The sequence below is a fragment of the Paenibacillus sp. sgz302191 genome (assembly GCF_057749925.1).
Genome location: NZ_JBYLHY010000003.1, coordinates 343,901 through 364,689 on the forward strand (window position 1 = coordinate 343,901; position 20,789 = coordinate 364,689).

The window sequence follows — 20,789 nt, forward strand, 5'->3', positions numbered from 1 at the left end:
AAATCAAAACTGGCCCAATTCAAACATTTGAAGCGGATAAGCTGAAAGTACATGTTTACGAAAATCGCGAAAGACTGGGAATGTCGGCCTCATTAGACGTCGCCGAAAAAATGAAGCATTTGCTGCTTGAGAAGATGCGGATTCGGATGGTATTCGCCGCCGCTCCGTCGCAGAACGAATTTTTGCAATTTTTGACTGCCGATAAGGATATCGATTGGTCCAGGGTAACCGCATTTCATATGGATGAGTATATCGGTCTTTCCAGCGATTCGCCGCAACGATTCAGCAATTTTTTACAAGAACGTTTGTTCGATATCGTCAAGCCCGGAGAGCTTCATCTGATCGACAGCAGCAATTCGATCGCACAAGAGTGCGTCCGATATGAACAATTGCTGATTCAAGCTCCCATTGACATTGTATGTTTGGGCATTGGGGAAAACGGGCATATCGCCTTTAACGACCCGCCGGTAGCCGATTTTTCCGATAAAGCCTGGGTCAAACCGGTCGAGTTGGATGAAGCTTGCCGGCAGCAGCAGGTCAATGACGGTTGTTTTCCTGATTTTGCCTCAGTTCCGACACATGCTTTAACGTTGACCATTCCGGCTTTGATGTCCGGAAGCCATCTATTCTGTATGGTCCCGGGGCCGACAAAGCGGGAAGCCGTGGAAAAAACTTTATCCGGCCCGATCACTATTGCGTGTCCTGCCTCCGTGCTGCGAACGCACGCTGATTGTACCTTGTATGTGGACTCGGACTCGTACGGGGAGCTTGACGAATGAAAGATCGTTCCGTTGTGGAAGGCTTGCACTTTCAAACCGGCGAAGCGATTCGGATATGGATGAGCGACGGGCTGATTGAAAACATAGAGTCGATAACGCAAAAACCTGGAGAAAGCCCTTCTATGCTTCCATGGGTCGGTCCCGGATTCGTCGATCTGCAAATCAACGGATTTGCCGGAATCGATTTTAATAGTCCTCCGATCAAGGATGAAGATGTTCGTCACATCACCGAAAAATTATGGGGACAAGGCGTCACAACTTATTTTCCGACTGTGATTACCCATTGCGACGAGTACATAGCGGATAGTGTTCGCGCCATTTCAAAGGCATGTATGACCGATCCTCTGACAGCCGGAAGCATTGCAGGCATTCATCTGGAAGGTCCTTTCATATCTCCGCTTGACGGTCCCAGGGGCGCACATAAGAAAGAATTTGTTAAACCTCCCGACTGGGAGGCTTTCCAAAAGTGGCAGGAGGCGGCAAACGGCTCCATCCAAATCGTGACCTTGTCGCCCGAGTATGATGAGGCGCCGGATTTTATCCAAAAGTGCGTCCGGTCCGGTGTCGTCGCGTCGATCGGACATACAGCCGCAAATTCCGAACAAATCGAGCGGGCGGTTCAAGCAGGAGCAACCATGTCGACTCACCTCGGAAACGGATCGCATCCCCTTCTGCCCAGGCATCCGAACTATATATGGGATCAATTGGCGGAAGACCGGCTGTCGCCGTGCGTTATTGCCGACGGATTCCATCTCCCGCCCTCTGTTTTGAAGGTTTTTATGAAGGCTAAGAGCGAGCAGCTCATACTGGTAAGCGATACCGTCTATTTAAGCGGAATGGAACCGGGTGAGTACACAACGCACATCGGAGGACGCGTGGTGTTGACGGAGACCGGAAGGCTGCATCTTGCAGATAACCCCGATTTGTTGGCAGGTTCCGTCAAGATGCTCCGGTCAGGCATCGAACAATTGGTGAAATCGGGAATTTGCTCCTTGCCAATAGGCTGGGAAATGGCTTCCGTTCGACCGGCGGCATGTATGAAGCTTCCTTCGCACCAAGGATTGTCGATCGGCGCTCCCGGGGATTTGATCACATGTACCTGGGCTCAGAACAAGTTGGACATATGCCGTGTATATAAAAGCGGCCGTTTAGTTGGAAAGGAGAACCATGCATGAAGAAGACAGTGTTTGGCATTATGGGCTGCGAACACGCTCATATCGAGATTTTCATCAAGGAAATGCTTGCATTGGGCCATGAATGCGCCGGTATTTACGAGCCTAACAATATCGGACTTGCGTCTGAGATTTCGCACAAATATCAAGTTCCTCTATTGCGCGACCGCGAAAGACTGCTGGCGGAGGATGTCGACCTTATCGGCAGTTCTGCCATAAATAACGAAAAAATCGATATCATTGAGCGATGCGAGCAGCAAAGAAAGCACATTATGATTGATAAACCCGCAGTGACGGACAGAAGGGGCTTTGAACGCTTGAAGGCGGTCATGGAAAGAGGAAACATTCAAGTAGGCATGCTGCTGACGGAACGATTCCACCCTGCGATCTATACCTTGAAGAAGCTGATCGATCAAGGGGAACTCGGACAGCTGGTATCCATAGGCATGCGTAAACCGCACTTATTGCGTCAGGAACGGCGGCCGCAGTGGTTTTTCTCCAAGGAGCAGTGCGGAGGAATTGTCATCGATCTTCTCATCCATGATTTTGATTTGCTCCGCTGGCTGACCGGCAGAGAGATCGGACATTCGGAAGGCTTCGTCGCTAAGCATATTTTGCCGGAGTATCCGGAATTCTATGATTCCGCCTCTTTGCAAGTGATCATGGAAGGTGGCATTACCGCCCAATTATATGCCGATTGGCATACGCCGGGCCGAAGCTGGACTTGGGGCGACGGACGAATTTTCGTGGCCGGTACGAATGGTTGCGCCGAATTGCGGCTGTCAGGGGATCCGTTCGCAAACGGCAACCAAGATCGTCCGCTGCTGTTTCACGCCACACATACCGAAGCGCCGGTTCAAGCGGAGCTCGAAGAGCCTTCGACAACCATTACGGAAGATTTTTTGCAGCGTATTGAAGGCAGCCCCTCGATTCTGACAAGCGAAGACATTTTAACTGCCGTAAAAGCAACCCTTGATGCGGACGAACAGGTGCGGTTCATCTTGTCCTTGGAAAGGCGATGAATATGAGCGAAATCATTCGATTCGGCATTATCGGAACCGGGACGATCTCCGCTTTTCATGCAAAAGCGATACAGGAAAACCCAAGAGCAGAGTTATTCGCTGTGTGCGGCAGCAAGAAGGAAACAGCTTCCGGTTTAGCAGCGGAGTACGGCGTGAAGCATATATTTTCCAATTTGAGCGACATGCTCAAACTGCCTGGTCTTGATGCGGTTTGTATTTGCTTGCCAAGCGGACTCCATGAATGGGCTGCAGTAGAGGCGGCAAAAGCGGGAAAACATGTTTTTTGCGAAAAACCGTTGGATATTACTTTGGATAAAATTGACCGGATTATCGATGCGGTTGATAAACATAGAGTGAAGCTTGGCTGTGCATATCAGCGCAGGACGATGCCCGAGGCCATTGCCGCCCGCAAAGCGGTGCAGGAAAACAAACTGGGTCGCATGGTACTGGGCGATGCCTATCTGAAATATTACCGCAGTCCCGAATATTATCGAAGTGCGGGATGGCGGGGCACATGGGCGTTAGACGGCGGCGGAGCTTTGATGAACCAAGGCGTGCACGGGATCGATTTGATCCAATGGATCATGGGCGATATTACTTCCCTCTTTGCTTATTCGGCGGCGCTGGTGCGGGAAATTGAGGTGGAGGATACCGCAGTAGCCGTAGTCAAGTATAAAAGCGGGGCATACGGTGTCATTCAAGGAGCGACTTCCGTTTATCCCGCGCAAGCAACAAGATTTGAAATTCACGGTGAAAATGGCTCGATCATTTGGGGAGATAAAGGCATTCAAACCTGGGAGTTTATGCATGGAGATGCGGAAAAACCCACAGGCTCCAAAGAAATGGCGCCGGGAGCCGATCCTAAACAAATTTCGCACGAAGGCCATTTCATCCTGATCGAGGATTTGATTGATTCCATCCTACTTGACAGAGAACCTATGATAAACGGACATGAAGCCCGCAAATCGGTAAAAGTGGTTACCGCCATATACGAATCTTCCAAAACCGGAAAAGAAGTTCTGCTATGAATGAAAAGCCGTCACGGAAAACTAATTTCCATGACGGCTTTTGTGCGCTTACTTATTTGGATGGAAATTTCAGTCCCCGATAATATGCTGCGAACGCCGCACCATCATATCCGGTGTAATCCGGCGAAACATCCTGCAGCTCAACTGCCCGTCCGCCTTGCTCTTTGGACAGTTTGCCGGCCAAAGCTGCTAACTCGGTTTCAACCAGCGTCTCGATTTCTACAGGAGCCGGCGCTTCTCCGCTAAAGTACGGTAAAACCGTCTCGAGCAGCGTCCGGTAAAGCTGACTGTTATCCACCTTCATAAACTCCACATCGGTTTGTGTAATTACTGTTGCATAAAAAGGATGGTATTTGGCCGTTGCACCCACGTTAACGATCCCCCGACGCCCATCCGACCAATACAATTCGTATTGATCTTGACCGGAATTCCCCAAGTGCCGCACGCTTTTGATCCCCGGACCCAAGAGCCCGTGAAGCATGGAAAAAGCATGAATGCCATAATTGTATTCGTCATTGGCACAGCCGGCGAGCGCATAGATGAATTGCTCCCGAGGTATGGATTTGTTTACCCATTCCCGTACTTCGTGCGCGTACCGCAAGGCAGAACCGCCCGTGATGACCGCCCCCTCCCTTATCCACTGCTGAAGTTGACGAAGATCGCGAACATTTCCGGCGAGCGGTTTATCGATAAAGACGGCTTTCCCCTCCTTTACGAACGGAAGCGCTCTTTCAACATGAACGTCCCAATCGCAGCTGTGAATAAATGCCAGATCGATCTGTCCGGCCATCTCTTCCAAAGACTCGTATACCCGATCAATCCCGTGATCAAGGGCAAACTTTTCCGCATAGCCAGGAGGATTAATCGAGCCTTTGTCACATACACCTACTACTTGATGGCCTAACGAGCGAATGATAGGTACAAAACTGCCGGGATGAGAGGTATCCAGATCAACCAATCCGATGCGCAACGATTTCATATTCAGTCTCCGTTTCATTCATGTGATAAGTTTAGAGCTGCTTATCGAATCTTGATTCATAATACGGGCTGCGGGTAAGCGCTCCTCCATTTTTCTCGTAAAATTCATCATCCAACGTAAACATTCCGCGGTTCGGCTCAATCCAGGATGCTCCGCTGCAGGAGTGCCGCTTTAACAGCTCGGCCCATCCCGTATAATACTGATTTCCGTTCGTTTCGAAGGCGCCGATTTTCAGACCGGGTAAAGACGGCAGATGTGCGGCCAAATTTTTGTTCCAATCAACGAGCAGCGGGTTTGCGGTCAGATCGGCGCAAAAACAAGGTACTCCCCGCTCACTGGCCAGCTTTGCAATTTGCAGACTCATACTCATCGTTTTCGCAACCGGCTTCAATGCAAATGCACCATATCCCAAATCGATGCTTTCCAAGGCATCCTGGGCATTATGTATGCTTTCATCGGCAGCAAAGCGAACGGGAATATCGGATACATCAATTTTATAACCCTCCGTGAAGGGCTCCTCAAAAAACACAATTTGATCAAGAGCGCCGATCCGATCCGCATGCTCAAGCAAGCGAAGCAGGCAATCTTTTTCTTTATACCTCCCGTTTGCATCCAAATAATATAAAATCTTTCCATTGTCCGAATATTCGGAACCGTAGTCGCCCGCAATCCTGTGAATCGTCTCCAAACGCTGCTGATCCCATGCGAGCATTTTATCCGGATCATCGTCTTTATCGGGATCGGCTCCGATTTTTATTTTCAGAAGAAAGTGTCCGTCCTGAAGCAGCTTCGTGATGTCACTCTCCGAAAGAGCGTATCCGATTAGCGGTATGCTGGCGAGACGGGTATGTTTCGCATTCAGCGTGTGATGATACGTCTCCGGGACTAAATCTATAAAACGGGGACTGCCTTTTTCCTGCGCATACAATGCCCAAGCGGCTTGATCCAAAGCAACAAGCGCATTAAGCGCAAACGTCTTCCGCAGCAGTGGAAGTCCGCTGATCTGCTTCCCGTATTCATAGACATCCGGCAGGAGCTGCTCCATGAGTTCGATTGGAGTCTCAAAGGAGATCGTCTTCGCCTTCGTTAGCGCAAAATTTGTCATCGCGCTCATGATCTCATTTCCTTTTCGCTCCCCAAAACCCGAAAGCACATCGGCATCCGACCATAAGATGCTTTGGACTCCTACACCGATACCGGACGCTCCCGATGCATCACGCAAATAAACCATGGATTGCCACAGCTCTGTCAAGTATTCCCCTTTAAAACCGAATGGCAGCAGCAGCGGCTCCCGATCGACAGCATGTTGGGCTGCTTCAATTCGCTTTATCATTTTAAAGCGCCTTGCCGGTTTTGATGAACCAGGGAAGCGATCGGCTCCGGTCTGCCGCTTTGCAATGAGGCAATCGCTTGAATAATCATGAGAGTAGCGTACAAGCCGTCCACATGATCGATCGTTGGCGCCGTATCCTCTTGCAAACTTTTTAGGAATGCGCGATTTTCTTCGAGAAAGCCTGATTCGGTTCCTTTAAAAATTTGCGGTTCCTTACCTGCTTCTTGATAAGTCAATGTAGTCAAGCGGTCGGAAATGGTAATGGATTTATTTTCGGCAAACAACTGCATGAAAAACTTGCTTGCTAAGGGCGGCGTACCGCAATCCCCTTGAACGAGGCTGCCGGCCGCTCCATTATCAAAACGAAATACGGCGGTCAAGTTATCAATAACACCCGAAGGTTGGTAATAATTCCCCCCGGCAGCGTATACTTCGACGGGATCGCCCCCGGCTGCAAAACGAAGGATATCAGCGGAGTGACATCCCTGACTGATAACATTGCCTCCGCCTTTAATCGGATCATTCGCCCAGATCAGATCCCCCCATCGGTCGTCCATCATTTGCATCGTTACCATAACGGGTTGAGGAATAAGTTCCTTCGCTTTCAATAGCATTTCGTAATAACGCATTTTAAATGCTGTAAACAGCTTCTTGCCTGATTTTTTGACCGCATCGCCGATTCGGATGCAGTCTTCGACGCTCATGGCCAAAGGCTTCTCGACCAGAATGTGCTTTCCCGCTTCCAAGGCCCGGATACTGTACTCGGCATGCGTATCATGCTGCGTAGTGATGTAAATAACATCGATTGCAGGGTCGTTAAAAAAAATCTCGGTATCGCTCGTCGCCAAATGACCGCCAAACTCTTCCAGCATCGCTTGAGCGTTTTGTTCAAACACGTCGCAATAAGCTACGGTTTCCATCCCTTCCAGTTCCTTCACGCATTTCGCGTGGATTTTCCCCAAATTGCCGCAGCCAATAATTCCAACCTTAAAGTTCTTCATATAGACACACCTTCCATGTAGAATAATCGTGCAGATTCATCTTCCCTTATTGCTTCACTTTCATCCACGCGCCGTTCTTGTCGGCAGATTCGATTTCGGCTTCCACAATCTCGATGCTGCCCATCGTGCTTTGCGGCGTTGCCTTCGTCATAGGCCGTTCATTCAACAGGGCTTCGACAACATATCGGAGTTGAAAATAGTAGCCCAGATCCGAAGAAAGTTCGGCGCGGAAACCGGGTGCATCATTCGGATTGACCTTCAATCCTTCCCCGTTAAAAAGAACGTTGCCGTGTTCGAAATTGACTCGAAAGCCCATTTCAAAGCCGAAATCCCCCTGCAAAGTCCAGTCCGCCTGAGCGTTAATCACTTTACCGTCTTCATACTTATAGTGGGTGGAAACAATATCGTATCCGCTGCCCGGGATCCTGTTTCGCGCATGAGCGGAAACCTCCAGCGGCTTGCCGAACAGCCAGTTGATCATATCGGTGTCGTGAACGTGCATATCGAGCATGGCTCCGCCGCTCTTCTCCCTCTGCGTGAGCCATGCGCCCCATGTAGGCGTGCTGCTGCAGCGATAAAAATAGCCGCTGACCGCAAGGCCGAATGTTCGTTTGTCCACGAGTTCTTTCAAATATTCGTACGCCGGCCAGAACCGCAAGCATTGTCCGATCATCAGCTGCTTCCCGTTCGCCTCGGCTGCCCGGATCATCACTTCGCATTCATCGGCCCTGAGCGCCATCGGCTTCTCGCATAATACGTGTACGCCGCTGTTCAGGCATTGAACGGAAACGTCCTTATGCAAAAAAGTCGGCAGCGTGATATCGACCATATCCAGCTGTTCCTTTTCCAGCATTTCACCAACCGCTCTGTATGTGGCAAAACGGTTGAAATCAATTTCCGATGAGCCTGAATCGATATTGCCTCCGCTAAATTGCCCTTCCAACTTTGCAGCATCGATATCGCAAAGCGCTGTGACGCGAATCGGCAAGCCTTCCTTTTCCAGACGAATATAATTTTCCAGATGCGTTCTTCCCATAAATCCTAAACCGACGATTCCGATTTTGAGCATTACCGCACCGTCCTTCCAAGAATGGCATCCATTGAAGCCGAAGTATTGTATACAATTTGCTTTGTGTGATGCGTATACGGCGGGATCATCTCGGCAATCACGTAATCATCGTAGCCGACGTCCTGCAGCGCTTTGACAACTTCGGGATAATTCACGTCGCCGGCCAGCAGGTCCACGAATCCGTGCAGACCTCCTGCTGTGCGGCGGTAATCCTTAAAGTGAACTTTCTTGATCCTTTTGTTCAAAATGCGGATCCAATGCTCCGGATACCCGGAATAAATGACATTGCCGACATCCAAATAAGCGCCGACGTAACCCGAATCGATGCTGTCAATAAAGCCCTTCATCTCAAGCGGGGAAAGCAAAAACTTATTCCATACATTCTCGATGCCGATCGCGACTTGCCGCGCTTGCGCTTCTTTAGCCAGCTTCGAGAAAGCCTCCAACGCATATTCGTAAGCGGCTTCATACGGAACGACCTCCGAATCCGGAATAAAGTCGACTCCTACCGCTCCCGGAACGACGAGAATCGTATCGACGCCTAGAACGGAGGCAAATTCCAGCTGCTTTTTCACGATGTCTTGCGCCTTTTCGCGAACATTCGCCTGATTGCTTGTGAGCGAATAGCTCCAGTACAAACCGCTCGCCAGACTTGTCAGCTCGATGCCGATATCATCGGCAAGCTTGCGGTATGCGCACACTTCGTCCAACGTGCTGTCCAGGCTTAGCGGCCCGGTTTCATTCAGCGCCAGCTCAATGCCTTCGAAGCCCGCATCCTTCGCTGTCTTTATACATTCCGAAATATCCATGCCCCCGGGAAACGACCAAATGTTGATCCCTTTTTTCATTCTATCTCCTCCTCATAGGTTCATTATAAATTCGCAGCAACGATCCGCATTTATCAAATAAGCCGATATCTTTGCACTTCTGTTATAATAGAAGAAGAGTATTCTTCAGAAAGGCTGATCCTTTTGGAATTCAAGCGGCTGTCGCTATCCGAATCGCTGTCCATCCGCCAACTGATTTCCTTTCACTATTTTGAATATGCGAAAGGGTATTCGTTTGCAGGCGAACAGCATGATTTTTGGGAGTTTCTCTATGTGGACAAAGGCGAAGTAGAGGTGCGCGCCGACGAGCGCACGCTCGAATTGAAGCAGGGCATGATCATTTTCCATAAGCCGGGAGAGTTTCACACCGTACGAGTCGGCCAGCAGCATAAGCCGCCGAATCTCATCGTCATTTCGTTCGAATGCTCATCCCCTCATATGGCTTGCTTGGAGAACAAGGTGATGACGCTCGGCAACGAGGAGCGCGACCTGCTTTCGTTGATTTTGCAAAAAGGGTTTCTGGCATTTCATCCGCCATTCGACGACCCGGCCGTTCACCTTCTCTCGCGAAATTCCGATGCGCCGTTCGCCAGCGAACAGGAGATGAAATCGTATTTGGAGATTCTTATGATCCGTCTGATCCGTCATCAGATGAATACCGCCCTGAGCAAGGAACCTCCGAGACTTTCTTCGATGCAGCAGGAAAAGACCGAACAGCGTATCGTTCGGCAAATCATCGCTTATATGAAAAACCGCCTTTCAGCCGCATTGTCGCTGGAAGACATTGGAAAGGAAGTGCATCTCGGCAAAAGTCGTCTGAAAGAAATTTTTCAGGCCCATACCGGCACAGGAGCACTCGAATATTTTAAGCAGCTCAAAATCGAGGAAGCCAAGACGCTCATCCGGGAAGAACAGTTCAACTTTACCGAAATCGCTGCCATGCTCGGCTACGCCAGCATCCATTATTTTTCCAGGGATTTCAAGAAATCGACAGGGATGTCTCCTTCCGAATATGCCCGCTCGGCTAAAGCGCGAACGAACAGAACTCAATCCCCGCTCTCGTGAACGTTGAAGCCGGAATCGCGAGCTTCTCATTCCCGAACGACAAATAAGCTTAATCCGTGCCCCGCGCTTGGAACACGAAATAAGCTTATCTGCGATAAAAATCGATCCGAACTTCTTTAGGTGCCCGGCACAAATCCAAGCTTCCGGGAAGCGGCTGCAGTCGCTTCCCGCAAATGCGCAGTGATATCCGGCACCTTCTCCGCTCCGAAGCGATGCATGGCGCCGGAAAGGCTGATCGCCCCGAGCGGCCTGCCATGCAGATCGAACACAGGAGCCGCTAGACATCTGGCGCCCTCGACGATTTCCTGATCGTCAAGCGCATAGCCCTGCTTGCGGATTTGTTCCAGCTCCGCGGACAGCCGATCCTCCGATACGATCGTATTCGGCGTGATGGCAGGCAGCCCGTACCGGACCGCAAGTTCGTGAACGGCGTCCTGCGGCAAATGCGCCGCAATCGCCTTCCCGATCGCTGTGGCGTGAAACGGCGACCGGGATCCGATGGAATCCGTCATGCGCAGCGCATGCGTGCTTTCGATAATTTCCACATAAAGAACGCTGCCTTCCACTAAAACCCCCAAATTGACCGTATCTCCGTACCGTTCGGACAACCGCTTCATTTCCTGCAGAGCCGCCGAGCGGAGCGTATTCCGCTCCAGCAGGTTGCGCGTCAGCATCAACTGCTTGTACCCGAGGCAATACTTGCCGTCCTCGTCGCTGCGGCTGATGAATCCCCGGTTTTCAAGCGTAAGCACAATCCGGTATGTCGACGATTTCGGCTGATCCAGCAGTTCGGTCAATTCGATCAGGCTGAGCGATCCGCGATCGGCCAGCAGCTCGATCAGATCCAGCGCTTTGTCGATCGATTGGATCGTATAGCGTCCCTGTTTCTCTTCCTCTTCCTTGTTCATTGCTCGTTCCTCCGTTTGCCGCTTAAGTCAGACCGTTCATTATTAAGATAGCTTAATGTATTGCCCTCCATCAACTACCAGGCAATGGCCGGTCATATAGCGCGAATCGCCGGAGGCGAGGAACAGCGCCGCATCCGCGATCTCATCCGGCTGGCCGACGCGCCCCATCGGGATGGAGCGCAGGTACGGTCCGATCGCGGCCGGGTTATCGATCAGCGGTTTGGTCAGCCGCGTCTCGATCAATCCCGGGCACAAGGCATTGACGCGTATTCCGAGCGGCGCCAGCTCCAGCGCCATCGACATGGTGAGCATGTTGATGCCGCCCTTGGTCGCATTGTAGTGCGCCTGATCCGCTTCCGCCGCAAGACCGTTAACGCTCGACATATTGATAATCGAGCCGCCGCCAGCGCGCTTCGCCATCTCCCGCGCGACCGCCTGGCCGACGAGAAACGTACCTTTCAAATTGATCGCAATGTGCCGGTCCCAATCCTCTTCGCTGATTTCCAGGAAAGGGGATGTGCTGCAAATTCCCGCATTATTGACCAGCACGTCAATCGTCCCCCACTCGTCCAAAACCGTCCGGACCATGGCAGCCACATCGGCCGCCTTTTGCACGTCGCCGCAAACCGCGATCGCGTCCCCGCCTTGTTCCTTGATTTCGGCAACCGCCAGCTCCAACGTCTCCTTGTCCCGTCCCGTTATGGCGATGCGGGCCCCCTCCGCTCCGAACCGGACGGCGACCGCTTTGCCGATTCCTGCGGAGCCTCCCGTTATCAAAGCGATTTTACCGCTTAGTCTCATCTCGTTAACCCTCTCTTCAATTGCTGGAATGACGCCTAAAATCCGATCTGCCGGACACCAGGCGATTACAATCCTGCCAACGCCCGATCGACCGACTCCAGCGTAGACGCGACTTCCGGTTCGCCATGCGCCGCCGAAACATACCACAATCCGCTTGACCGGACGAGCACGCCTTCCTCAAGCAGCCGCTCGGCGAACCTGCCGTATCGGGCCGCATCCCGCTTGTTGAACGAGGCGAAATCCTCCACCTCGGTTTCATCCGTGAACATCAGGTGGAACACGGGGCCCGCATGGTTGATCAACCCGGGAATGCCTCGCCGGGCCAGCAGCGACCGGATGCCCTGCACCAGCTTGTCGGCCGTTTGCTCCATGTGCCGGTACACCTCTCCGCCGTTTTTGCCCAGTTCCCCAATCGTTGCCAAGGCCGCCGCCGTCGCCGCGCAGTTGCCGTTCAGCGTGCCGAGATGGCTGACGGCTCCGTTTTCGATCAGCGCCATGATGTCTGCCTTCCCGGCAACGCCGCTGATCGCGATGCCCCCGCCCATCGCTTTGCCGATCGTGACCAGATCCGGCATCAGCCCGAACTTGCCGTGCGCCCCTCCTAGACCGAGCCTGAAACCGGTTATCACCTCATCCATAATCATGACGATGCCGAGCTCGTCAGTCAGATCGCGCATCCGCTGCATATAGCCGGGCTTCGGATGAATGCATCCGGAGTTGCACATGACGGGCTCGGTGATGACGGCGGCGATATCGTCTTTGTCCCGACGCAGCACCGCTTCCAGCGCCTCCGCATCGTTCCAGGGCAGCAGGATGATGTCCTGCAGACTGAGCCCGCTTTGCCCGCCGGTTCCGGGAGCCGCGTGGCTGTCCGCTGCGCCTGCTGCCGCCGATTGCCGCATATCGGAGCTCGGAAACGAGGTGAAAATCGCATCCGACCAGCCGTGGTAATGGCCGTGAAACCGGACGACTTTCCGTTTGCCCGTGTAGGCCCGCGCAAGACGGAGCGCCAGCATGACGGCCTCCGTTCCGGAGCCGCTGAGCGCGACCCGGTCGGCGCAGGGAAGCAGCTCCGTCAACAGCTTCGCGAGCTCGATCTCGCCTTTATGCTGCAAGCCATACGTGACACCGCTGCGCAGCGCTTCGCCCACGCCCTCCGTCAAAGACGGATGGGCATGACCGAGAATGAGCGGACCGTAGGCGAGCAGGTAATCGATATATTCATTGCCGTCCGCATCCCGGACGCGCGGTCCGCTGCCGGACTCCGCAAAAAGCGGCGTCGGCTTCATCGCGCTGCGCAGCGAGGATGCCACTCCTCCGGCCAAATAACGTTGCGATTCGGCCAACAGCCGTTTGGACGTCTCATATTGTTTGGACATCTGTTGTCCCTCCTTTAATCAGCCGAACGTAGGGTTCGGCTCTGTATCGAGCGGATAAGCCGGTCTCCGTACCCGGCGATACTCAAAATGCCGCAAATTCGCGCTGCAGCATCCGGGCGAATCGACGTGAATGACGCATTTGGCGAACGGTCCGAACGCGGCTTGCCAGGCAATGGCCGATTTGACGACAATGATGTGGAAGTCATCCGGCCATAAGCCGACGCTCCGGACATGGCCCAAATCCCAGGGCGCCGCCCGCTTCTCCGTCAGCACCAGCGTCAAATGTCCGCACTCGACGACTGCCGTATTCCCCATGTCCGCCCTCTGACCGGTCATATACGATCCGACATGCCGGTATTTCCCGTCGAACAAGAGCCGCACCTTGCCTTTCACCATGACCGGCTCGCCATGCAGCCGATCGCTCTTGCCTCCGACCGGGCCTTCGAAGACGGCGCCGACGCCGATCTCGAACGCCCGGCGCACTGCCGCCTCGTCCCTGAGGACGACTAGCGCCTTCTGCGGGACGTTCGTCAAGCAAGACAGCACATGCGTCGCATCGGCAGGCGCACCGCCGCCGACATTATCGGAGCCCTCGGCGAGAATGACGGGGCCCGACGGCTCGGCCAGCGCCGCGGAAACCGCGACGGCGGGCGGCAATTGATCGATCGCGAACCGGTCTTTCATATCGATCGCCATTTGCGCGAGCTCGGCGGCGTACCGGTCGGCGAGCGCCTGATCGCCGTTCGTCGTGACGACGAACGACATTCCCGCATCCGACACATCGCAATAAGGGAATCCGCCGGCAACCGTCACGTTCAGCACCCGGGGATCGGTTTCCATGTCAAACGCCCGGTCCATGAGCATTTGCATGCTCCCCTCATCGGTCATCATCGCCTGAGGAACTACCAGCATGCCCGTATGCGAATAAGCACGCACAGGCGAAATCTCCCTGCGAATGATGCGCATCAGAAGATCGAACGCCTCTTCCGCCCGCTCGTGCATATCGACGTGCGGATACGTATCGTAGCCGACGATCGCATCCGCAAGACGCACCATCGCCGGACTGACATTGCCGTGCAGGTCGATCGTCATGGCGATCGGAAATTCGGCGCCGCGCTTTTGGCGGATTCTCCGGAGACATTCTCCTTCAAGATCGTCATACTGCTCGGACGCCATCGCACCGTGCATGATGAGCACGAGGCCGGAAGCTTCCGGATCGATCGATGCGGCAACAGCCTCTATCAGTTCATCCGCCGCTGCGCCGCTCACCATCCCGCTGGGCGTAGCCGCCGCATACAAACCCGGCTTCAGCTCGGCTCCATGCCTGAGAGCCGCGTCGATGACGCCGCCCATGGAAGTACGGGTACCCTTATAACGATCGTAAAATGCATCACGCCCTGCGACCCATTCTCCCTTGAATTGCGTAAGTTCCGTCCGCCCGGGCGCAAACGTATTCGTTTCATGCAAAATGCCCGCGACGGCGATCCGAACCGACTCCTGTTTTCCCATTACCGAACCCCTCCTTCATCCGTTGAGCACACGCCGCACCAATCCGCCGTCAGCTCCGCATACCACCAAATGAGGCTCAGGTAGCTGTCAATTTCCAAATACTCGTCGGGCGCATGCGCATTGCCGCCTGCCGGACCAAGGACGAGGGCGGGCGTGCTGCTGTGCAAATTGAACATGAAGGCGTCGCAGGTAAAAGGCGCTCCCATGAGTTCGCCGCAAGCTTTTCCGTGCGACCGTTCCCCCGCCGATGCGGCGATTTCAAGAAAAGTCCGGCAGCGCTCGTCATCCGGCATAGCGCTCGCCTCGAGATAACGGATCATCGGCGAAATGACGGGCCGGCACGAACGAAGAATCGGATAAGCGTCCAGCCGGGATTCGTAATACGCCCAAAGCTCCCCGATGATCCCGCTTCCGGTCATCCCCGGATATCCTTCGATCCAGAATCGCACCTCTCCGGTGTCGGACATTTCCGGCACTTCGCGATTCGAATCCCCGGTCACGATCTGAAACGCGACGACCTCCGCCTCCTTGCTGCGGCGCCATAAATCGGGCGCAGGGTACCGGTTTCGCAGATGATCCCCGAACTCCCGCAATAACCGGACAAAGTCAACCGCGGCATCCAATGCGTTTACAAGCTGTTCGCCGTTGAAGACGATGCCGTTCTTGCCCGTGAACGTTGCTTTCCAAGCACCGCCTCCCAGGTGCGCAGGATACAGCTTCAAATTGCTCGGCTCCGGGATGATAGCCATGTCCGCATCCGGTCCGCGCAAACGGGCAGCCAGCGCACCGTTGGAGCCGCCGTACTCTTCATCAACGACGCTTTCGGCGATGACGTCGCCCTTCAGCTTTACACCCAAATCGCGCAAGCAGCGAATCGCCATCAGCGACGCAGCCAAGCCGCCTTTCATGTCGTATGCGCCGCGTCCATACAGCTTGCCGTCCTCGATCACGCCGCCAAACGGAGGGAGACGCCATGGTCGTCTTCCTTCACTAACGGTATCCGCATGGCTCGAAAACAACAGCGACCTTCCCCCGCCTTCCCCCCGGAATCGTCCGACGACGTTAGGCCTGTCGGCGTAATCCCTTCCCGGCATATAGGCGGGATGCGCTTCGAGCCCCGGCACCGAGCGGATGTCGTACACATCCGCTTCCGCGCCTTCCGTGCGCAGCCAATCGGCCACAGCCTGCTGAAAGGCCTGTTCGTTTCCGCCGGGCGGATGATTCACGCTTTCGATGCGGATCAACCGGCTCGCCAGCTCGACCGCTTCTTCGCGATGCGTTTGAACCCACCGGCCGATACGGCGGGATAACGTTTCAGGCTCCACGCGTTTCACCCTTTCGTTTGCGTTCCACCGCGCACGGCATGAACGTACGCGATAGCGTCGATTTCCACCAAATAGTCGCCGATGCCGCATTGCACCGAGGTGCGCGCCGGAAACGGGCGCTTCATCACGCTTTCATACGCCCGGTTGTAGCCGGGGAAGTCCTCCAGCCGTGAAAGATACGCGTTCACTTTCACAACATGGTCGAGGGTCAAGCCCGCCGCAGCCAGGATCGCCCCGATATTGCGCAGGCACTGCTCGGTCTGCGCTTCGATCGAAGTGCCGACCAATTGGCGTGTTTCCGGGTCGACGCCTACCTGGCCGGAGACATAGACGAAATCTCCGGCCCGCAGCGCTTGCGAGAATGGGAGCGGGAAATCAGGGGCTTGATCGGAATGAATCCATTGAGACATAGACGTTTACTCCTTCGCTTATTTGATTTTGCCGCGCGCGTCGACGGATATCGGGCGTTCGAAGTTCCCGTTCCGCACACCCAGCAATTGATCGTGCAAATTGGTGACCGTACAGCAATGATTCGGGATGATCGAGACGACATCGCCGATCCGAAGCGGGCAATCGGCCGATGTGCGGACGATGCCGTGTTCCTCGCTGAGCCGTTCGATGACGGCGGACGGATGCTCCGGGATGTAGCCATACCCGGGACGATGCAGGCTGATATCCGTCGTCAGCGTCTTCGAGCCTGCGTCGATGATGACCGTTCCGGGACGCGGCGTGCTGACGACGGTGGCATAGATGCGCATCGCGCATTCCGCTTCCGTAATCGTGCCGGGATACAGCTGCGACCCGTCGCCGAACACATAAGCGCCCGGACGAATTTCCGTTATGCCTTGAAGCTCCGCGGCAAACTTGCTGGTCGGAGTAGAGCCGACGCTGATCTCCTTCACTTCCACCCCTTGGAGCCGAAGCTGCTCCTGCGTCATAAGCAGCGCCTGCGCTTCCGCATGCGCGATCTCCCGGCAGTCTTCCGCCGTCGGTTTGCCGTAAACGTGTCCTGCATGCGTCATCAGCCCGATAAGGTCGATGCCGGGCAGTTCCCCGATGCGCAGCGCAAGCTCTGCCGACTCGGCGCCGGGCTCCCGTCCGCAGCGGTTCAGACCGGAGTTGACATCGAGATACAGCGGAATCCGCACACCCATCGATTGCCCGAGCCCGGACAATCCGGCGGCCGCTTCGATACTGTCCGCGCTGACGATCACCTTCGCCTTCTCCATAAGCGAGGCCAGCCTCGCGAGCTTGCTCCTGCCGATGATCGGATACGCGACCAAAATATCGTGAATGCCGGCGTCCGCCATCACTTCCGCCTCGCCAAGCTTGGCGACGGTAATGCCGCATGCTCCAAGCTCCAACTGCCGTTTGGCAATCCAGACGCTTTTATGGGTCTTGATATGGGGTCTCAGCTTCACGCCTGCTTTCGCCGCAATTTCGGCCGTCCGGCGAAGGTTATGCTCCAGCCGGTTCAAATCGATCACGACGGCCGGCGTCTCAAGATCCTGTAGAAACGATGACAATGTAATCCCCCTCCCGCAGCGGAATGTCCTGCATGTCCTCTTGCTTATGTGATTACCCTCCGAAACGGTTGGCCGGCAATCCTTTTACATGTGTCCTAAGCCTGAACAATCCTCCGGCAAGCGGTTGCCCGCGCAAGGTCTGATCATCCAGCCCTTCTGTTGCCGTCGTGATAAACAATTCATCCAGCTTCTCGCCGCCGAACGCGCATGATGTGACGAGCGATGCCGGTACAGGGACAGTCTCCAGAAGCTCGCCGTTGTAAGGATTCCATCGGGAAACTTTGCTCCCTCCCCAATGCGCGATCCATATCATTCCGTCCGCATCGACGGTCATGCCGTCCGGTAGTCCGTCGCCCTCCGGAATCGTCACAACCGTCCGCCGGTTGCTTACCGTTCCTGCAGGCAAATCAAAATCAAATGCCGAAACCAGCTTCGTCCCCGAATCGATAAAATACATGATTGTGTTGTCCGGGTTCCAGCCGATCCCGTTGGAAATGCCGACTTGGCCGACGACCGCTCTAACGCTCAAATCTGTCTCCAGACAATATAAAGTTCCGGACTCCTTCTCGCCCTTCATGCTCATCGTTCCAGCCCAAAACCGTCCGAGGGCATCGCATTTCCCGTCATTGAAGCGATTGTCCGGCAAGTGGGCTTCGGGATCGCACAGCTTTGTCAGGACACCGCTTTTCGGATCGAACGCATGAAATCCATCTTGCATAGCCAAAATCAGCCCGCCGCTAGTCCTCGGAACGGCCGCCCCGATAAAGCGGTCAAATTCGGTTTCATGACGGATACCGGTAAGCGGATCATAGGTAAAAAGCTTTTTGCCCGTAATATCGACCCAATACAGAATCCCGTTTTCGGCATCCCAACAAGGCCCTTCCCCGAGCATCGCTCTGCCGGCTGCAACCAGTTCCAGACAAGTATCCAAAATCCTTCTCCTCCCTGTTCTTCATCAAGCTTCCGCAACCATCCTGTTCGTCAGCGAGCCCAGCTTCTCGATTTCGACGGTCACCGTATCCCCGTCTTTCAGCCACACCTGCTTCTCTTCCGGATAACCGAGAACGACGCCTTCCGGCGTTCCGGTGAGGATAATATCGCCAGGTAGAAGCGTCATGTGCTGCGAGATGTAACTGACGATCTCGTCACAATAGAAGATCATATCGGAGGTGTTGGAGCTTTGCCGCAGTTCACCGTTGACGATGCTCCGGATCGCCAGGTCGTTCGGATTGCCGACTTCATCGGCAGTAACGAGATACGGCCCGAGCGGGCTGAATCCGTCGCACGACTTCCCGAGGAGCCACTGGTTTGTGCGCATTTGCAGATCGCGTGCGGACAAATCGTTGACGCAGCAGTAACCGAAAACGTGATCGAGCGCGGATTCCTTCGGCACATATTTCGCTGTTTTGCCGATGACGATCGCGAGCTCCGCTTCGTAATCCACTTTGGCAGACACTTTGGGCAGCGCGACATCAGCCCCGTGACCGGTAAGCGAATTGTTGAACTTGTTGAACAGGATCGGGTACTGAGGGATCGCCATTTTCGATTCTTCCGCATGCTTCCGGTAATTGAGACCTACGCAGATGATTTTGCCCGGATGCGTCACACAAGGTCCCATCGTTAAATCGGCTTCATCGAGCAGCAGCGAGGATCGCTCCTCATCAATGAGAATCCGCTCGACGAACTGCCGGAGATTGTCCAGCGCTTCCGCCCCGCCCTCGATCGCCTCCATGATCGTCCGAGGGACGAGGTTATCCCGGGAAGCCATCTCGATCGCTCCCGAAACATCGAGCACGCCTTTTCCGGTATGAACACCAAAATGCTGTTCCCGGTCCTTAAAAAAAGTCAGTAACTTCATAACGACCCCCATCATGTTTTATTGAATAAAACCAATGTTTCATTTCAAACATAACATACAGGAAATATCTTGTAAATCACTTTTCGATAATCGTCTGACCAATCATCCCCTCTACGACCAAACCCTTTCGATTTATTCCAAAATCAAATAATAGATATACCATATTTGCATTTTACCTAGTAGTATGAGACCGTTTACAATAATCTTCAAGAATCATGACTGCTTACAATTGTGTTTTACATCCATATTAACGAAAAAGAAGGGAAAGCGATGAAAAAACGTTGGCAAATTACCGTTCTTGGCGCGGGAACAATGGGATGCGGCATTGCACAGGTATTCGGAGACTGCGGGCATCGGATTGTCCTGCATGACCCTTACCCCTCTGCCCTTCTGGCCGCCCAAGAGAAAATTCGGCTTGCATCGGAAGAGCACGATATCCAATTTAACTCCAACCTGAATGAAGCGGTTCGCGGGGCGGATCTCATCGTGGAATGCATCCCGGAGCATTTTGAGCTCAAAATCGCAATGTATCAACAGATTGCTTCCGTCATCAACCCGGTCGCGATCGTCGCCTCCAATACATCGTCCTTCAGTTTGGAAAGTTTGGCGGGCAAGGTGCCTTTCGCCGATCGCCTGGTGATCATGCATTTCTTCAATCCCGCTGCCGTCATCCCGTTGGTGGAATTGGTCGGGCTTCCCCAAACCCGCGAAAGTCTCCTGAGCGAAGTGTATGACCTTCTAAGAGACTGCAATAAAGTTCCGATAATCCTGAAATCGGATATTCCCGGATTTATTGCCAACAGGCTGCAAGCCGCACTTCTCCGGGAAGCGCTCCACCTGCTGCAGACAGGTGCTGCAACCGTCGATCAAATCGATACCGCTGTGAAAGAGGGGATTGGACTTCGCTGGGCAATAAACGGTCCCTTCGAGATCACGGATTACGGCGGACTCGATGTTTGGCTGAAAGTAACGGAGCAGTTATTCCCCGTGCTGTCTCAAGCATCGGAGCCGCCTGCTCTCTTGCAATCTCTCGTTCAAGCCGGAAATCTGGGGGCCAAGAGCGGCCGAGGGTTTTACGAACACCACGATAGCGCGACAGTTTCCCCCTCCAGGGAGCAATTGCTCGGCAAAATCCTTGAGGTACGCAAGCCATAAAAAAAACATGAGGGCCGGAGCTTCAATCAAAACCGATAGTGATCGCGCTTCGT

At 54.0% G+C, this 20,789-nt stretch carries 20 protein-coding genes; 6 read left to right on the forward strand and 14 right to left on the reverse strand.

All coding sequences use genetic code 11. The features are described 5' to 3' along the window. Positions 1-2 precede the first annotated feature (2 nt). Genes AC3G2T_RS06460 through AC3G2T_RS06475 form a run of 4 tightly spaced genes read left to right on the forward strand, consistent with a single transcriptional unit; the run spans position 3 to position 4,001 of the window. The gene (locus AC3G2T_RS06460; RefSeq protein ID WP_488434974.1) at positions 3-779 is read left to right on the forward strand and encodes a glucosamine-6-phosphate deaminase; all 777 of its coding nucleotides are present in this window, start codon (positions 3-5) and stop codon (positions 777-779) included. Beyond that, a complete protein-coding gene (locus AC3G2T_RS06465; RefSeq protein WP_488434912.1) occupies positions 776-1,954 on the forward strand; it encodes an N-acetylglucosamine-6-phosphate deacetylase in 1,179 nt (392 codons plus the stop codon). The genes AC3G2T_RS06460 and AC3G2T_RS06465 overlap by 4 nt, the downstream gene beginning before the upstream one ends. Next, positions 1,951-2,973: a Gfo/Idh/MocA family protein gene (locus AC3G2T_RS06470; RefSeq protein ID WP_488434913.1), complete on the forward strand. Its 1,023-nt coding sequence runs from the start codon at positions 1,951-1,953 to the stop codon at positions 2,971-2,973. The genes AC3G2T_RS06465 and AC3G2T_RS06470 overlap by 4 nt, the downstream gene beginning before the upstream one ends. Before the next feature lie 2 nt (positions 2,974-2,975). After that, the gene (locus AC3G2T_RS06475) at positions 2,976-4,001 is read left to right on the forward strand and encodes a Gfo/Idh/MocA family protein (RefSeq protein ID WP_488434914.1); all 1,026 of its coding nucleotides are present in this window, start codon (positions 2,976-2,978) and stop codon (positions 3,999-4,001) included. Positions 4,002-4,053: 52 nt separating this feature from the next. Here AC3G2T_RS06475 and AC3G2T_RS06480 read toward each other — a convergent pair whose 3' ends face one another. From AC3G2T_RS06480 to AC3G2T_RS06500, 5 genes are read right to left on the reverse strand one after another with little or no spacing between them, the layout of a single operon-like run. Then, complete coding sequence (locus AC3G2T_RS06480) at positions 4,054-4,980, reverse strand: Gfo/Idh/MocA family protein (protein ID WP_474679578.1); 927 nt, start codon at positions 4,978-4,980, stop codon at positions 4,054-4,056. Positions 4,981-5,011: 31 nt separating this feature from the next. Continuing rightward, complete coding sequence (locus AC3G2T_RS06485) at positions 5,012-6,313, reverse strand: enolase C-terminal domain-like protein (RefSeq protein WP_488434915.1); 1,302 nt, start codon at positions 6,311-6,313, stop codon at positions 5,012-5,014. After that, positions 6,310-7,314: a Gfo/Idh/MocA family protein gene (locus tag AC3G2T_RS06490; RefSeq protein WP_474679580.1), complete on the reverse strand. Its 1,005-nt coding sequence runs from the start codon at positions 7,312-7,314 to the stop codon at positions 6,310-6,312. Before AC3G2T_RS06490 ends, AC3G2T_RS06485 begins: the two co-directional genes overlap by 4 nt. A 46-nt stretch (positions 7,315-7,360) precedes the next feature. Then, complete coding sequence (locus AC3G2T_RS06495) at positions 7,361-8,383, reverse strand: Gfo/Idh/MocA family protein (protein ID WP_474679581.1); 1,023 nt, start codon at positions 8,381-8,383, stop codon at positions 7,361-7,363. After that, entirely contained in the window at positions 8,383-9,231 is an 849-nt protein-coding gene (locus tag AC3G2T_RS06500; RefSeq protein WP_488434916.1) for a sugar phosphate isomerase/epimerase family protein, read from the reverse strand. The genes AC3G2T_RS06495 and AC3G2T_RS06500 overlap by 1 nt, the downstream gene beginning before the upstream one ends. A gap of 123 nt (positions 9,232-9,354) precedes the next feature. On the opposite strand from AC3G2T_RS06500, the gene AC3G2T_RS06505 reads away from it, so the two are divergent. Further along, complete coding sequence (locus AC3G2T_RS06505) at positions 9,355-10,275, forward strand: AraC family transcriptional regulator (RefSeq protein ID WP_488434917.1); 921 nt, start codon at positions 9,355-9,357, stop codon at positions 10,273-10,275. A 116-nt stretch (positions 10,276-10,391) separates the two neighbouring features. Here the strand turns inward: AC3G2T_RS06505 and AC3G2T_RS06510 are convergent, their stop codons facing one another. The 9 genes from AC3G2T_RS06510 to AC3G2T_RS06550 all read right to left on the reverse strand — a co-directional run bounded on the left by AC3G2T_RS06510 (position 10,392) and on the right by AC3G2T_RS06550 (position 19,581). Next, positions 10,392-11,183, reverse strand: coding sequence for an IclR family transcriptional regulator (locus AC3G2T_RS06510; RefSeq protein ID WP_488434918.1), 792 nt, complete (start codon positions 11,181-11,183; stop codon positions 10,392-10,394). Between the two features lie 42 nt (positions 11,184-11,225). Then, positions 11,226-11,984, reverse strand: coding sequence for an SDR family NAD(P)-dependent oxidoreductase (locus AC3G2T_RS06515; protein ID WP_474679585.1), 759 nt, complete (start codon positions 11,982-11,984; stop codon positions 11,226-11,228). A 65-nt stretch (positions 11,985-12,049) separates the two neighbouring features. Then, positions 12,050-13,363, reverse strand: a complete 1,314-nt coding sequence (locus AC3G2T_RS06520; protein ID WP_488434919.1) for an aspartate aminotransferase family protein — start codon at positions 13,361-13,363, stop codon at positions 12,050-12,052. An 18-nt stretch (positions 13,364-13,381) separates the two neighbouring features. Next, positions 13,382-14,872 (reverse strand): M81 family metallopeptidase, encoded by a 1,491-nt coding sequence (locus tag AC3G2T_RS06525; RefSeq protein WP_488434920.1) that lies wholly within the window; start codon positions 14,870-14,872, stop codon positions 13,382-13,384. After that, a complete protein-coding gene (locus AC3G2T_RS06530) occupies positions 14,872-16,197 on the reverse strand; it encodes a M20 family metallopeptidase (RefSeq protein WP_488434921.1) in 1,326 nt (441 codons plus the stop codon). The genes AC3G2T_RS06525 and AC3G2T_RS06530 overlap by 1 nt, the downstream gene beginning before the upstream one ends. 5 nt (positions 16,198-16,202) lie before the next feature. Beyond that, positions 16,203-16,607 carry a RidA family protein gene (locus tag AC3G2T_RS06535; RefSeq protein ID WP_488434922.1) on the reverse strand — a complete coding sequence of 135 codons (405 nt, stop codon included), beginning with the start codon at positions 16,605-16,607 and terminating at the stop codon, positions 16,203-16,205. Between the two features lie 18 nt (positions 16,608-16,625). Further along, entirely contained in the window at positions 16,626-17,723 is a 1,098-nt protein-coding gene (locus tag AC3G2T_RS06540) for an alanine racemase (protein WP_488434923.1), read from the reverse strand. Between the two features lie 52 nt (positions 17,724-17,775). Next, positions 17,776-18,654 (reverse strand): SMP-30/gluconolactonase/LRE family protein, encoded by an 879-nt coding sequence (locus AC3G2T_RS06545; RefSeq protein ID WP_488434924.1) that lies wholly within the window; start codon positions 18,652-18,654, stop codon positions 17,776-17,778. A 24-nt stretch (positions 18,655-18,678) separates the two neighbouring features. After that, positions 18,679-19,581: a fumarylacetoacetate hydrolase family protein gene (locus AC3G2T_RS06550; RefSeq protein WP_488434925.1), complete on the reverse strand. Its 903-nt coding sequence runs from the start codon at positions 19,579-19,581 to the stop codon at positions 18,679-18,681. A 270-nt stretch (positions 19,582-19,851) separates the two neighbouring features. Between AC3G2T_RS06550 and AC3G2T_RS06555 the strand changes: the two genes are divergently transcribed. Next, the gene (locus tag AC3G2T_RS06555) at positions 19,852-20,736 is read left to right on the forward strand and encodes a 3-hydroxyacyl-CoA dehydrogenase family protein (protein WP_488434926.1); all 885 of its coding nucleotides are present in this window, start codon (positions 19,852-19,854) and stop codon (positions 20,734-20,736) included. Positions 20,737-20,789: the final 53 nt, after the last annotated feature.